This is a genomic window from Enterobacter cloacae complex sp. I3, from assembly GCF_014896175.1.
GTDB classification, from domain to species: domain Bacteria; phylum Pseudomonadota; class Gammaproteobacteria; order Enterobacterales; family Enterobacteriaceae; genus Enterobacter; species Enterobacter bugandensis.
In genome coordinates this window covers 122,177-134,250 of record NZ_JADBQZ010000002.1, presented here as the reverse complement: position 1 = coordinate 134,250, position 12,074 = coordinate 122,177, and the positions used below count along the sequence as shown (strand labels likewise).

General features: G+C 56.6%; 14 protein-coding genes. 5 read left to right on the top strand and 9 right to left on the bottom strand.

What is annotated here, in order from left to right; translation table 11 throughout:
- Positions 1–3 precede the first annotated feature (3 nt).
- Both IM271_RS01915 and IM271_RS01910 read right to left on the bottom strand, forming a co-directional pair.
- A complete protein-coding gene (locus tag IM271_RS01915; protein WP_192970992.1) occupies positions 4–1,200 on the bottom strand; it encodes a cell wall metabolism sensor histidine kinase WalK in 1,197 nt (398 codons plus the stop codon).
- On the bottom strand, positions 1,197–1,892 hold the full coding sequence (locus tag IM271_RS01910) for a response regulator (RefSeq protein ID WP_028012960.1): 696 nt from the start codon (positions 1,890–1,892) through the stop codon (positions 1,197–1,199). The genes IM271_RS01915 and IM271_RS01910 overlap by 4 nt, the downstream gene beginning before the upstream one ends.
- Before the next feature lie 124 nt (positions 1,893–2,016).
- Here IM271_RS01910 and IM271_RS01905 point away from each other — a divergent pair, with 124 nt between their 5' ends.
- Entirely contained in the window at positions 2,017–2,802 is a 786-nt protein-coding gene (locus IM271_RS01905) for a MipA/OmpV family protein (RefSeq protein ID WP_049138857.1), read from the top strand.
- A 28-nt stretch (positions 2,803–2,830) separates the two neighbouring features.
- Here IM271_RS01905 and yajD read toward each other — a convergent pair whose 3' ends face one another.
- Positions 2,831–3,178: an HNH nuclease YajD gene (gene yajD, locus IM271_RS01900; protein ID WP_003857471.1), complete on the bottom strand. Its 348-nt coding sequence runs from the start codon at positions 3,176–3,178 to the stop codon at positions 2,831–2,833.
- A 177-nt stretch (positions 3,179–3,355) separates the two neighbouring features.
- Between yajD and IM271_RS01895 the strand changes: the two genes are divergently transcribed.
- Positions 3,356–4,381, top strand: a complete 1,026-nt coding sequence (locus tag IM271_RS01895) for an LLM class flavin-dependent oxidoreductase (RefSeq protein WP_048956325.1) — start codon at positions 3,356–3,358, stop codon at positions 4,379–4,381.
- Positions 4,382–4,409: 28 nt separating this feature from the next.
- A complete protein-coding gene (locus tag IM271_RS01890) occupies positions 4,410–5,357 on the top strand; it encodes a zinc-dependent alcohol dehydrogenase family protein (protein WP_193052089.1) in 948 nt (315 codons plus the stop codon).
- A 3-nt stretch (positions 5,358–5,360) separates the two neighbouring features.
- Here the strand turns inward: IM271_RS01890 and IM271_RS01885 are convergent, their stop codons facing one another.
- Positions 5,361–6,395 (bottom strand): AI-2E family transporter, encoded by a 1,035-nt coding sequence (locus tag IM271_RS01885; protein WP_028012964.1) that lies wholly within the window; start codon positions 6,393–6,395, stop codon positions 5,361–5,363.
- A 422-nt stretch (positions 6,396–6,817) separates the two neighbouring features.
- Here IM271_RS01885 and mdtJ point away from each other — a divergent pair, with 422 nt between their 5' ends.
- Together mdtJ and mdtI are read left to right on the top strand one after the other, a co-directional pair.
- A complete protein-coding gene (gene mdtJ, locus IM271_RS01880; protein WP_028012965.1) occupies positions 6,818–7,180 on the top strand; it encodes a multidrug/spermidine efflux SMR transporter subunit MdtJ in 363 nt (120 codons plus the stop codon).
- Entirely contained in the window at positions 7,167–7,496 is a 330-nt protein-coding gene (mdtI, locus tag IM271_RS01875) for a multidrug/spermidine efflux SMR transporter subunit MdtI (protein ID WP_028012966.1), read from the top strand. Before mdtJ ends, mdtI begins: the two co-directional genes overlap by 14 nt.
- A 38-nt stretch (positions 7,497–7,534) precedes the next feature.
- Here mdtI and IM271_RS01870 read toward each other — a convergent pair whose 3' ends face one another.
- The 5 genes from IM271_RS01870 to puuE form a co-directional block, all read right to left on the bottom strand.
- A complete protein-coding gene (locus IM271_RS01870; protein WP_028012967.1) occupies positions 7,535–8,356 on the bottom strand; it encodes a serine protease in 822 nt (273 codons plus the stop codon).
- A gap of 102 nt (positions 8,357–8,458) precedes the next feature.
- Entirely contained in the window at positions 8,459–8,542 is an 84-nt protein-coding gene (locus IM271_RS20290) for a hypothetical protein (RefSeq protein ID WP_023617729.1), read from the bottom strand.
- A gap of 93 nt (positions 8,543–8,635) precedes the next feature.
- On the bottom strand, positions 8,636–9,010 hold the full coding sequence (gene asr / locus IM271_RS01865) for an acid resistance repetitive basic protein Asr (RefSeq protein WP_032642591.1): 375 nt from the start codon (positions 9,008–9,010) through the stop codon (positions 8,636–8,638).
- A gap of 147 nt (positions 9,011–9,157) precedes the next feature.
- Positions 9,158–10,645, bottom strand: a complete 1,488-nt coding sequence (locus tag IM271_RS01860) for a carboxypeptidase M32 (RefSeq protein ID WP_045261459.1) — start codon at positions 10,643–10,645, stop codon at positions 9,158–9,160.
- A 150-nt stretch (positions 10,646–10,795) separates the two neighbouring features.
- On the bottom strand, positions 10,796–12,067 hold the full coding sequence (puuE, locus tag IM271_RS01855) for a 4-aminobutyrate transaminase (RefSeq protein WP_193052088.1): 1,272 nt from the start codon (positions 12,065–12,067) through the stop codon (positions 10,796–10,798).
- Positions 12,068–12,074: the final 7 nt, after the last annotated feature.

The following is a 12,074-nucleotide window of genomic DNA, read 5'->3' as shown; positions in this document are numbered from 1 at the left end:
TTATCAAGAGTGGATATTTTCATTACCGGACGGCTGCCAGGGTAACAAAATACGCACAGCAAGGCCGCCCGTTTCCGGTAATGAGGCCTCGATCGTGCCCCCATGTGCCTGACAAATCGCCCGGGCGATAGACAAACCGAGGCCGCTGCCGCCGGAATGCCGCGCGCGGGACTGCTCCTCACGGCTAAAGCGCTTAAACATGTCCGGTAAGAACTGGGGGGATACGCCCGGTCCGTCATCGTGAAATTCAATGGCGTAATGCCCGCTGGCGTAGTGCAGCGCCACCTCAAGATGGCCGCCTTCGCGCCCGTAGCGTAGTGCATTTTCCATAAGGATAGTAAATACCTGCCCCATGCGGAACGCATCGCCTCTGAACGGGCACGTACGCGGGTTACGCAGCGTAATCGTAAAATGATGCGCTTCGGCCTGCGGCATGATCCAGGCCGCCCGCTCCTGAATAAGCTCATCCAGAGAAAAGGCCTGCTCTTCCAGAACCAGATTTCCCGCGTCCGCTAACGAGAGAAGGTGAAGCTCATCGGTCAGGCGATTAAGATGCTGAAGCTGTTTCATCACCATTTCCAGCTGCATCGGGCTGGCATCAAACACACCGTCCAACATGCCCTGCAGACGACCAATGGCGGCCGTCAGGGGCGAACGCAGCTCGTGCGCCATCGCGACGTGCGAGGCGCGGAGCTCTTTTTCATAGCGGGCGAGTTGCCCCGTCATGGAGTTAAAGTCGTTTGCAAAGCTGACCATTTCCGCTGGCGCATCCTTGACCAGTTCAGCCTGACGGCCAAACTGCCCGTCGGCGACATCTTTGGCGGCATCGCGAAGACGGCTGAACTGCAGCGCCAGCGGTCGGGCGTGTTTTAACCCCATCACCACAATAAACGGGATCATCACCAGCACCAGCAGGGCCACCGTAACCCAGTCCGCAGAGGCGATGGATGGCGTGGAATAACTCAGCCCCCACCAGGTATCCACAATGCTGTGGAAGCGGGCCGGATCGGCCTGTGGGTTCTGGCTGAGCGTCAGAAATTCCTGCCGGACCGCCGCTGGCATTCTGCCCATTATCCAGTAGTTCTGTACCGCATAACGTAGCCACATGCAGGTGGCAATGACAATCACGCTGCCGATGGCCAGTGCCAGGATACGCGCGCAAATCCAGCGCCAGAGAGAGGAGTGCCGGTTTTTTATCATGGTTGTCTGAACCTGTATCCCACGCCGCGAACGTTAATCAACACGCCGGAAATACCCGCCGCTTCGAGTTTTTTACGCAGGTTATAAATATGGGTGTCCACCACGCGCTCCAGCGCCTCGCTTTCCGGCAGACAGTGTTCCAGCAGGTACTGACGGGAAAAGGGGCGTGCGGGAGAACGCAGCAGCGTTGCCAGAAGCGAGAATTCCGTTGGCGTAAGATCGAGCATCACGGGCGCGTCGCCGCCGTTATCCACGCTCGCCACAATGGCGGCCACATCCACCTCCAGCGTTTGCCAGCGAAGGATCTCGTCGTCTGTCTCTTTTTTACTGCTGCGTCGCAGCACCGCCTGTACGCGAGCCACGACTTCTCCCGGATGATAGGGTTTCACAACATAATCATCGGCACCGTACCGCAGGGCACCAATGCGATCGGGGGTGTCGCCCATGGCGGTGACCATGATCACCGGTACATCGCTTTTACGACGCAGTCCGGCCAGCACTTCGGTGCCGTTAAGCCCGGGCAGCATCACGTCCAGCAGGATGAGGTCGGGTTTCCACCGCTGCGCCATATCCAGCCCGGAAAGACCGTCTCCGGTAATGGTGACATCGTAATTTTCACGACGTAAATAGGCTTCAAGCACGCCAGCCGCATCGGCGTCATCTTCAATAATCAGCACTCTTCTGGACAACATCCGTTCACCTTGACCGTTTCTTAACACTATCCCGACGATTCATTGATTTAGCCAAACCATACTGCGCCAACATTGTGTGGCAGACCCTGAATCAGCAGACGCCAGCGTCTGCGTGGAGAACAGTATGATAGCGATAAAAAAAAGCCTGTATATGACCGTTCCGTTTCTGATGGCCGTTGCCTCAGGTGTGCAGGCGGATGATGACGCCGCTTCCGGCTCTTTAACCGTCGGGCTGGGCGGTCACTATGCCCCCCGTTATTCAGGCTCAGACAAGCAGGTGTGGCAGGTGGTTCCTGTGCTGCAGGGGCGCAAGGGTGCTTTCTTTATTGATGCACAAAAAGGAGTGGGATATGACCTGCAAAACGACAGCGGTTGGTACCTGGAACATACGCTGGGTTACGACCTCGGGAGGGCAGAGAAAAATTCTGGCTGGCGTGAGGGCGCAAACAATCTGAAAGGGATGGGGGACATTGATGCCACCCTGAATACCGGCCTGGCCGTCGGCTGGCAGGCTGCGTCCTGGCTAAGCGTTGAGGGTAAGGCGACGCTACCGTTAACGGACAGCCAGGGCGTAAGTTATCAGGCGTCCGTTACGTTGATTCCCCTACAAAACAGCGAGGACACGATCGCCCTTCAGTCTGCGGCTCTGTTTGGCGACAGCCGTTATCTGAATACCTGGTATGGGGTCAGCGAGCAGCAGAGCCGCCGCACCGGCTATCGCCGCTATTCAGCGCCGGGGGGATTTTATGGCGTCGACACCAGCCTGACCTGGAGCCATCAGTTCGATGCTCACTGGGGAACGGTCCTGAGCGCGGACTATACCTGGCTTGGCGACCATGCGAATGAAAGCCCAATAGTGATGCGGCGCAATGAGGGGTCTGCAACCGCAGCTATCACCTGGACATTTTAAAATCGCGGAGCACGAGCGGACGAGAAGATTATTTCTTCTTATCCATCATCGCTTTTAAATCGGCAAACGGGTTAAACGTGGCGACACCCACGTCTTTTTGCGCGTCTTCACCGGCGACCACGGTGGTGCCGTACTGATCCGCTTCGGTGTATTTCGAATGCTCGTGATCGTGGCAAAACAGGCACAACAGCTCCCAGTTGCTGCCATCTTCCGGGTTGTTAGTATGGTCATGATCGATATGGTGAACCGTCAATTCACGCAGGTTGGAATAGACGAACTCCCGCGAGCAGCGTCCGCAGACCCAGGGATAGATTTTTAATGCTTTCTCGCGATAGCCGCTTTCCAGTCGCGCGTAGTTTTTAGGGATCAGAGCCATTGCCGGTTTTACCTGCCATGAAAAAAGTGGGGGATATTATATCCATTATGGAGCGGAATGACGAACCCCGCTATTCCGTCAATTTATTTGATGCTTTCCGTTAAATAAACGGCATTTATTCTTACCGGGTAATGCGTAAAGTGGACAGAACGCAACGCATTATCAGGACACAGGGTTATGAAAAAGATCGGGTTTTTATCGTTTGGTCACTGGACGCCTTCTCCGCAGTCCGGAACGCGCTCGGCGGCAGACACGCTGCTGCAGTCCATCGACCTGGCCGTGGCCGCTGAAGAGCTGGGCGCGGACGGCGCCTATTTCCGCGTGCACCACTTCGCCCGTCAGCTTAGCTCGCCGTTCCCTCTGCTGGCGGCAATAGGCGCGAAAACGAAAACCATTGAAATCGGTACGGGCGTGATTGATATGCGCTATGAAAACCCGATGTATATGGCCGAGGATGCGGGCGCGGCAGATCTGATCTCCGGCGGCCGTTTGCAGCTTGGCATCAGCCGCGGCTCCCCGGAGCAGGTCATTGATGGATGGCGTCATTTCGGCTATGTCCCGCAGGAAGGAGAAAACGAAGCGGACATGGCGCGCCGTCATACCGAGGTGCTGCTTGAGGTGCTGCGCGGCGAAGGGTTTGCAAAGCCGAATCCACAGCCGATGTTCCCCAATCCGCCTGGGCTGCTGCGCCTGGAACCGTATTCTGAAGGGCTGCGGGAGCGTATCTGGTGGGGCGCCGGTTCAAATGCGACGGCGGTATGGGCCGCGAAGCTCGGCATGAACCTGCAAAGCTCAACCCTGAAAGACGATGAAACCGGTGAGCCGTTCCATATTCAGCAGGCAAAACAGATCCGCGCCTATCGTCAGGCCTGGAAAGAGGCAGGGCATGCGCGCGAGCCGCGCGTCTCGGTCAGCCGCAGTATTTTTGCCCTGATGGACGATCGTGACCGTATGTACTTCGGCGCCAGCCGCAACGACAGCGATAGCGTAGGGTATCTTGATGAGAAAACGCGCGCGATCTTTGGGCGCAGCTATGCCGCAGAGCCTGACAGGCTGATTGAACAGCTGAAAAAGGACGAGGCGATTGCCGAGGCGGATACGCTCTTACTGACCGTACCGAACCAGCTGGGCGTGGATTATAATGCGCACGTGATTGAGTCTATTCTCAAACATGTCGCACCGGCAATGGGCTGGCGCGATTAAGTATTCCGCCGTCAGCCTTGAGATCGTAATGGAAAATCTGGCCCTCTGGTATCGCCGTTTTGGCGAGCCAGAATCTGTTCTGCAACCTGAAACCGCGCCGCCGGGCGCGCTTGCGCCGGGATACCTCCGCGTGCAAATGCTGTATGCGCCGGTGAACGCGTCCGATCTCATTCCCATTACCGGCGCTTACCGCCACAGAACCCCGCTGCCCGCCGTCGCGGGGTATGAAGGCGTCGGCGTTGTCATTCAGGCGCCCGCGTCTTTTGCATATCTGCAGGGTAAACGCGTTCTGCCGCTGCGCGGGCAGGGCACCTGGCAGCGCTATGCGGATTGCCCGGCAGAGTATGCGATACCCGTGCCGGATGATGTCGATTCACGCCTGGCCGCGCGGGCCTATATCAACCCGCTGGCGGCGCAGATGATGTTGAGCCACTATCCACCGCGGGGAAAGCGGGTGCTGCTCACGGCCGCCGGTTCGGATTGCGCTATTCTGCTCGGGCAGTGGGCGCGTCTGGCGGAGGCAGAGGCGGTGTACGGTATTCATCGTTCGCCCGTTCACGCTGAACGGCTGGCGGCGATGGGGATCGTTCCTGTCGCACAGCATGACATGCAGCGGATTCTCTCCGTTGCCGCGCGTGCCGACGTCGTTTACGATGCAACCGGCGGGGCGCTGGCGGAAGCGATCCTGAGCGTGCTGCCGGAGCAGGGCATATTTGTCTGCTACGGGCTGCTCTCCGGGCAGACCTTCCGCCAGCAACGGCCCCTGCCGCGCGTGGCGTGGTTCCATATTCGTAACTATCTGGATGGGCTCAGCGCAGAGGCGTGGCGCGCGGAGTTCGATCAAATCTGGCCCCGGATGCGCGCCAGTGAATACAGCCCCGGAACGGTGTACCCTCTGACGGACTGGCAGAGGGCACTCAGGGCTTACCGTGAAGGAGGAAGGGCAAGCAAGCCCCTCATGTCGATGGCGGAATGACAGCTATTGATGGCTCATATCGCTCAGCAGCACGGCGATGCTTTGCCCGCCCGCCGTCTGTTCCAGACCAATCTTCACGATGATGGTCAGCGGAACGGAGAGCAGCATGCCTACGGGGCCGAGCAGCCAGCCCCAGAAAATCAGGGACAAAAAGACGACCAGCGTTGAAAGCCCCAGCCCACGCCCCATCATTCGCGGTTCAAGAATATTCCCGAATACCAGGTTAATCGCCAGATAGCCGGCCAGCAGAATCAGCGCATCATAAAATCCGCTGAACACCAGCACCTGAAGAATAGGGGGGATTGCCGCCAGCACGGAGCCGATGTTAGGAATGTAATTGAGCGCAAATGCCAGTAACCCCCAGACGAACGCAAAGCGGACGTCCAGCGCCACCAGCATTCCCCAGACCACCACCCCGGTGACCAGGCTTATGACGGTTTTCAGTACCAGATAACGTGAAACGCTGTCCAGCGCGCGCTGAATAGCGCCCATTCCTTCAACCGGACGAACCATGATTTGCTGTAACTTTGCGGGCAGCTGTGGCACCTCCAGCAGCATGAACACCACCGTTAAAAACAGCAGGAAAATGGAGGTCATGGCATTGGAAAGCTGCGTCAGCAGGCCGGTGACGATGGTCATGGCCGCATTAGGGTCGATATATTTAAGAAGCTCCTCAACCGAGACTTCTATTCCCGCGCGCTGAAGCCAGGGCTCAAGCTGCAGCAGCGGTATCGCCAGCGAGGAACGGTATTTCGGCAGCGTTCGCGCCAGTTCGTTCAGCGAGGTACCCAGATACGCAACCAGTAACACCATGGCGAAAATAATGACGCTAATTAGCAGGGTAATTGCCAGCACGCGCGGGATGCGCAGCCGCGTCATGCGCTGGACCAGTGGGTTAAGGATCACCGCAACAAACAGGGCCAGAATAAAGGGCACAATGATGTCGGCGGCAAAACGAACGCCCGTGAGTATGATCACCAGCATGCCCAGCATGATGACAATTTTTAACCCGTTGAGGGTAATAATGGGTTTAGCCATGGTGACTCCAAAAAACGCTTTTTATTTATAATAGAGGGTAAACGCCCTGCAATAAACTAACCAAAATCAAACGGGATGGGTAAAGAATTGAAAAGACTTTGAGTAAAATCTTCAGTTATGGTACAAATTTGGCGTGTTCAACTACCGAGGACAATTTTCATCCGCAAAGACGAGAAGCAACAACGCGGATAATTGTAATTTTATGGACAATTTGTTCAGGACCTATTCTTCAAACAACGCTGCTCTATTTTCTACCTCCTTCTGCTTGATTGCTGGTGAGCAACACTGGCGCACCGCACTATAGTCACCTCTTCTGCCTGAGCTGGCGCTACGCGCTTAGCTGTCTGATTTAATTTCATATTTTTTTGGTTTGCTGCATGCAGCGGGCCACGATGGATTATATTCTCAAGCAGGAGAAAAACATGTTTTACTGGATCTTATTAGCCCTGGCTATCCTCGCTGAAATTACCGGCACGCTGTCAATGAAATGGGCAAGCGTCAGCGAGGGCAATACCGGTTTTATTTTAATGCTGGTGATGATATCCCTTTCCTATATTTTCCTCTCATTTGCGGTGAAGAAAATTGCGCTGGGTGTGGCCTATGCGCTGTGGGAAGGGATCGGTATTTTATTGATTACGCTGTTCAGCGTTCTGATATTCGACGAAACATTAACAACAATGAAGGTCGCCGGGTTAACGACGCTGGTCGCGGGTATCGTGCTGATTAAATCAGGTACCCGTAAACCGACAAAACAGCAGAAGGAGCAGAACCATGCAACAGTTTGAATGGGTTCATGCGGCCTGGCTGGGCTTCGCCATCGTGCTGGAAATTCTGGCGAACGTTCTGCTGAAATTCTCTGACGGTTTTCGCCGTAAGGTTTATGGCCTGATGTCGATTGCAGCAGTGCTGGGGGCGTTCAGCGCCCTGTCACAGGCGGTCAAAGGTATCGATCTGTCTGTGGCCTATGCGCTGTGGGGTGGTTTTGGTATCGCCGCCACCCTGGCCGCAGGGTGGGTGCTTTTCGGGCAGCGTTTAAATAATAAAGGCTGGATAGGGCTGATTTTGCTGCTGGCGGGCATGATCATGATAAAACTCGCCTGATCAATCGGTAACCCTGATTCACAGACGGCCGCGCTGGCTTACTCTTTAGCCAGCGCTTCCAGCTTATCGCGAAAACCGGTGACGGATAAGGCCCGGTTATCGGCTCGCCAGCGGTCTTTCGCCGCCGGGGCGGAGCTTTGAACCCCAATCAACTGCCAGCCGTTATCGGTTTTCAGCATCAGCGGTGAACCGCTGTCGCCCGGCAACGTATCGCACTGATGGGAAAGCACGCTGGTCTGCGCCCAGCCCGTCACGATACAGTCAGTGTGGGTGTAAAGCGCATCCAGATGATCGACCGGGTAGCCTGACTGCGTTACCTTGCGGTCGGCGGCTTTCAGCGCGGCGGTGAGCGCCGCTTTATCGCCATCAAATAACGGCAGCGGCGTAATGCCCGAAGGCGGGTAGCGCAAAATAATCAGGCCAAAATCCCACGAGGCTGCCGCGGGCGGCACAATCCAGCCGTCTCCATCCGGTTTAAGACGCTTCCCAAGAGAAGCATCAACCCGGCCTTCAATGCCGTGGATTTCATAGCGCCAGATCCCTTTTTGCGACACAAATCGTAAGACAACCGCTTTGTCTGGCTTACCGTTGGGTGGCGTCAACAGGCAGTGGCCCGCCGTCAGCGCTAATTGCGGGGTGATTAACGTCGCGGTACACAGGTTGCCGCTGGCGGTTTCCAGTTGGCCTATAGCGTCCCAGGGAGCCTGGGTAGGATCGGTGACGCGAGTACGATCGTCATGACCGAAAAAAAGCGTCTTTAGCTCTTTCGCGCTAATGGCGTTATCACCGCCATCATCCGCCTGTGAAAATCCAGAAAAAAGGCCAAACGTTCCCAGCAACAACACAACAGATTTACGCATATCACACTCTGGTGGGGGTAATTATGATTATTAAAAGTGAACCCTATGAAAATACTATAGACGGGACGGCGCTAAAGTGGGAGTAAAATCAGCGTGCTACAGTCAGGAAAGATAAAAGCGGCTGGCGATGAGCGCGCATAAAATAAGCAGGATAAGAATCAGCTCAAACCGATAGCGTCGCAGCATACGCCCTCCGGATAAAAAAAACGGCGCAGAACCTTTTCCGGTTCAGCGCCGGTTTACCAACGTGCCCCGCAGGGCACGGTTAAGCTTGTACGCTTACGCAGCTGGCTGTGCAGCTGGTTTAGCAGCTTCGTGTTTTACTGCTTTTTTGTGATGCTTTTTCGCAGCCTGGGCTTTCTGCTCTACGGCTGGTTTAGCGGCTTTCTTGTGGTGCTTTTTCGCAGCCTGGGCTTTCTGCTCTACGGCTGGTTTAGCGGCTTTCTTGTGGTGCTTTTTCGCAGCCTGCGCTTTTTGCTCTGCAGCCGGTTTAGCGGCTTTGTGGTGTTTCTTGTGATGTACGGTTTTTGCTGGCGCCGCGGTGGTCGTTGCAGCAGGCGCCGCAGCAGCTGGTGCAGCAGTGGTTTCAGCAGCAAACGCAGCAGAAGACAGACCCATAGCAGCGGCAACAACCAGAGCTAATACTTTTTTCATGTTCATACCCTCGAATTTGGTTTTTCATTTAACCCCACTGCGGGGCCGTTGAAATAACTATATCCCTGTAAATTCGGGGTTTCCGTGAGTGATTGGTATCGGCGTGTAACCATATGTACAAGGCCGGGGAAGAACCCCGGCCTTACATTACAGGTAGCGTGAGGTCAGGTGTTCGCGGAAGTAGCGGATATTCAGATCTTCACCCGTCGCCTGGGTGATTAACTGCGACGTGCTAAAGCGGCTACCGTGCTGCCAGATGTTCTGACGCAGCCACTCAAAGAGGGCGGAAAAATCCCCTTCAGCGATGGAGGACGCCAGTCCCGGAAGCGCGGTCTTTGCAGCATGGAACAGCTGCGCGGCATACATTGCGCCCAGCGTGTACGACGGGAAGTAACCAAAACCGCCGTCGGTCCAGTGGATATCCTGCATGCAGCCGTTGCGGTAGTTATCTTTGGTGGATAATCCGAGCCAGGCCTGCATTTTCTCATCCCACAGGGCGGGGATATCGTCCACCTCGATCTCGCCGTTGATCAGCGCGCGCTCAATCTCATAGCGCAGCACCACGTGTGCCGGGTAGCTCACTTCGTCGGCATCGACGCGGATATAGCCCGGCTTCACGCGCTGGTTCCAGGCGATAAAGTTCTCTTCGCTGAACGCCGCCTGGCTGCCAAAGCGGGCGTGAACGGCTGGGAGGAGGTGCTTAAGGAAGGCTTCGCTGCGTCCCAGCTGCATCTCAAAGAACAGGCTCTGGGATTCATGGATCGCGGTTGAGCGGGCCAGGGCAATAGGCTGTCCTGCCCACGCGCGCGGCAGGTTTTGTTCGTAGCGCGCGTGTCCGGTTTCGTGGATCACGCCAAACAGCGCGCTGAGCAGCTCGTCCTCATCATAGCGCGTGGTAATGCGCACGTCTTCCGGCACGCCGCCGCAGAACGGGTGCGCACTTACGTCGAGGCGACCGCCGTTAAAATCGAAGCCGAGCATCTTCATGGCTTCCAGACCCAGTTCGCGCTGGGTTGCCGTCGGGAAGGGGCCCTGCGGCGGAACGAACGACCGCTGAGCCTGTTTCTCCACCGCGCTTGCCAGCAGGTCCGGCAGCCAGGTTTTCATATCACCAAACAGCACGTCCAGGCGCGCGCTGGTCATGTCCGGTTCAAAAATATCCAGCAGCGCGTCGTACGGCGTACAGCCTTTGGCTTCTGCGCGCAGGCGGGCTTCTTCACGGCTGAGTTTCACCACTTCTTTCAGGTTGGCGGAAAAGCCCTGCCAGTCGTTCGCGGGACGCTGCGTACGCCAGGCGTGCTCGCACCTGCTGCCCGCCAGGGATTTGGCTTCCACCAGCGATTCCGGCAGCAGGGTAGCCTGCTGATACTGTCGCGTCATTTCACGCAGGTTGGCCTGTTCGACGTCATTCAGATCTTCCCCTGCTGCGGCCGCTAACAGGTCGCCGACTTTTTTATCGGTCAGGATCTGGTGCTGCAGGACGCTCATCTCTGCCAGCGCTTCACCGCGCGCGGCGCTGCCGCCTGGCGGCATCATGGTGAACATGTCCCAGCTGGCGATGGAGGAGAGATGCGAGAAGCGAGAGAGGCGCTGGAAGGTTTTCACAAGTGACTGATAGGCGGATGTTTTTTGCAATTCTTATTTCCTCTTGCCAGGGATGTGTTTCAGGGAGCATACAATGAAACAGACCAAATTCCCCAACATTTCCCACACGGAGGAAATCTATGCCGATCTCCTCCGTTGAAACCGTCTCCGGAATGCCGGGAGACGGTTTTCAGTGGGCACTCAGGACTTATCACGCATAACCTGTTGCAGGATCGCCAGTGCCTGGTTGAACTGAGCATCCGGAATGGTCAGCGGATAAAGGAAGCGGATCACGTTGCCGTACTGGCCGCAGATCAATAACAGCAGGCCCTGGGCGAGTGCCTTTTGCTGGATCGCCTGCGCAATGGCGGCCGAAGGCTCACGGCTCTCGGGATCAAAAAACTCCGCCGCAATCATCGATCCTCTTCCCCTTATCGCCACGAGCGCAGGGAAGGTGCCCTGAATCTCCTCCAGCGTGGCTTTCAGTCGATCCCCCAGATGGCAGGCGCGGGCGCACAGTGACTCGTTGTCGATAATATTCAGCACCGCGTGCGCGGCGGCCACCGCAAGCGGGTTGCCTGCATAGGTCCCCCCCAGACCGCCGGGCGCCGGCGCGTCCATGATTTCGGCGCGACCCACCACGCCAGACAGAGGCATTCCGCCTGCCAGGCTTTTCGCCATCGTCATCAGGTCGGGCTTGTCCACGTAGTGTTCCATGGCAAACAGTTTACCCGTACGGGCGAAGCCGCTCTGCACTTCGTCGGCAATCATCACGATCCCGTGCTCATCACAGATTCGGCGGATGGCGGCCACCAGCTCTGGCGGGGCGACGTTGAATCCGCCTTCACCCTGAATGGGTTCAAAAATAATCGCCGCAACCTGTTTCGCCTCAATATCCGCTTTGAACAGGCGTTCTATCGCCGTGATGGCATCCTGCGTCGTGATGCCGTGCAGCTCGGAGGGATACGGTACGTGATAAACCGACCCCGGGAAGGGGCCAAATCCCAGCTTATAAGGCGCGACCTTGCCGGTTAAGGCCATAGTCATATAGGTTCGGCCGTGGAAGCCTCCCCCGAAAGCAATCACGCCCGGTCTGCCGGTGTGGGCCCGGGCGATTTTAATGGCGTTTTCCACCGCTTCTGCGCCCGTGGTGAAGAACGCCGTTTTGGCCGGGCTCTGGACCGGGGCCAGCTCGTTAAGTTTCTCGGCTAATGAAACATAGCTTTCATACGGCACAATCTGGTAGGCCGTGTGGGTGAACTGGTGAATCTGTTTTTCCACTGCGGCCACCAGTTCAGGATGACGATGGCCGGTATTCAGCACTGCGATCCCGGCGGCGAAATCAATATAGTCGTTGCCTTCCACGTCGGTAAGCGTGGCATTCTCCGCCGTGCGGGCAAAGAAATTACACATTACGCCTACGCCGCGCGGGGTGGCAGAAAGTCTGCGCTGATGAAATTCCTGGTTACTCATGTCAGAT